Genomic DNA, 1,568 nt, shown 5'->3' with positions numbered 1-1,568 from the left:
TTATTACCGAGTATTGCGATTGTTGGTAGCCGTAATGCCTCTCGAGGCGGCTTAGATATGGCAGCAGATCTCGCTGGTCATTTAGCTAATCAAGGTTTTTCAATCACTAGTGGCATGGCGACGGGTATTGATGGTGCAGCCCATAAAGCGACTTTGGCGGTTGATGGAACGACCATGGCGGTGTTGGGTTGTGGGGTAGAGTGTATTTATCCTAAGCGTCATCAACACTTGTATCATGACATTATTAATACCGGTTGCGTAATCAGTGAATACTGGCCAAGTATAGGGCCTTTTGCTGGTAACTTTCCTCGGCGTAACCGGATTGTCAGTGGCTTAAGTCTGGGTACCGTGGTAGTAGAAGCAAGCCGTAAAAGTGGTTCATTAATCAGTGCTAGGCTGGCAATGGAGCAAAATCGTGAAGTGTTTGCTGTACCAGGCTCCGTGTTAGGAGGATATAGCCAAGGTTGTCATGATTTAATTAAAAATGGTGCAAAACTTGTCGAGTCTGCTGCCGATATAATAGAAGAATTAGGCTGTTTATCAGATTATCACCTTGAACAATTGCATCTACGGCACCATATACAGGATAATGATGTTAGTGATTTGCCATTTCCTCCGCTGTTAGCTAGTGTAGGATATGAAACTACCGCGATAGATTCGGTAGTTGAGGATAGTGGGAAACCGATAGATCTGGTGTTAATACAAATGCTTGAACTTGAATTACAAGGGTGGGTTGCAGCTGTGCCCGGTGGTTACGTCAGACTAAAGAGGAGTTAGCCATGTTCGATATCCTCATGTATTTATTTGAAAATTATGTTCATAGTGAGATTGAGTTATTAGTTGATGAAGATGAACTCACTAAAGAGTTAACCCGTGCGGGTTTTCATCAAGTTGATATTATCAAAGCACTTTCTTGGTTAGAGCACTTAGCTGATCTACAAGAGAGTGATAAACCATACTTGTGTAATCATGCACAACATTCATTCCGTATTTATACTAAAGCGGAAATGGCCAAATTAGATGTTGAGTGTCGTGGTTTTTTACTTTTTTTAGAACAGATTCAAGTACTCAGTGTCGAAACTCGTGAAATGGTCATTGACCGTGTTATGGAGTTAGATGAGCCAACATTAGAGTTAGAAGATCTCAAATGGGTGGTATTAATGGTACTATTTAATGTGCCAGGAAATGAGTCAGCCTATGAGCAAATGGAAGATTTAATCTTCGAGCAGCCAGAGGGGCGCTTACACTCATAACAGAAAGGAGGCTTAGCCTCCTTTTTTAGGTCTATAGAATATTACTCACAGAGAAACCCATGTCGAAAATTGATCAGCAACTTTTTACTGTCCACGAACATGCATTGGAGAAAGAGTTTGAACTTTGTCCTGTTTGTGGTGCTGAGTTGTCGGTTAAACACAGTAAACATGGCAGTTTTGTGGGATGTAATAACTATCCAAGCTGCGATTATACCCGTCCGCTAGTGCAGCATGAGTCGATTGAAACCCAAATTATTAGCGGTTCTGAATGCCCTAAATGTGGTAATGAGTTGGCTGTTAAGTCTGGTCGATTTG

Annotated in this window: 3 protein-coding genes; all 3 read left to right on the top strand. The window is 41.7% G+C overall.

Annotation, left to right across the window (positions count from 1 at the left end; translation table 11 throughout):
- A partial coding sequence (gene dprA, locus CXF78_RS16985) for a DNA-processing protein DprA (protein WP_102037429.1) occupies positions 1-777 on the top strand: 777 nt, incomplete at its 5' end.
- 2 nt (positions 778-779) lie between these two features.
- Positions 780-1,253: a DUF494 family protein gene (locus tag CXF78_RS16980; RefSeq protein WP_011635519.1), complete on the top strand. Its 474-nt coding sequence runs from the start codon at positions 780-782 to the stop codon at positions 1,251-1,253.
- A gap of 59 nt (positions 1,254-1,312) precedes the next feature.
- Positions 1,313-1,568, top strand: a 256-nt coding sequence (locus tag CXF78_RS16975; RefSeq protein WP_180957201.1) for a DNA topoisomerase family protein, incomplete at its 3' end; no start/stop codon positions are given.

The organism is Shewanella sp. 11B5 (assembly GCF_002836795.1).
In the GTDB taxonomy this organism is placed as follows: Bacteria; Pseudomonadota; Gammaproteobacteria; order Enterobacterales; family Shewanellaceae; genus Shewanella; species Shewanella frigidimarina.
The sequence above is the reverse complement of the archived record's forward strand: the minus strand, read 5'-3'. Positions and strand labels throughout refer to the sequence as shown.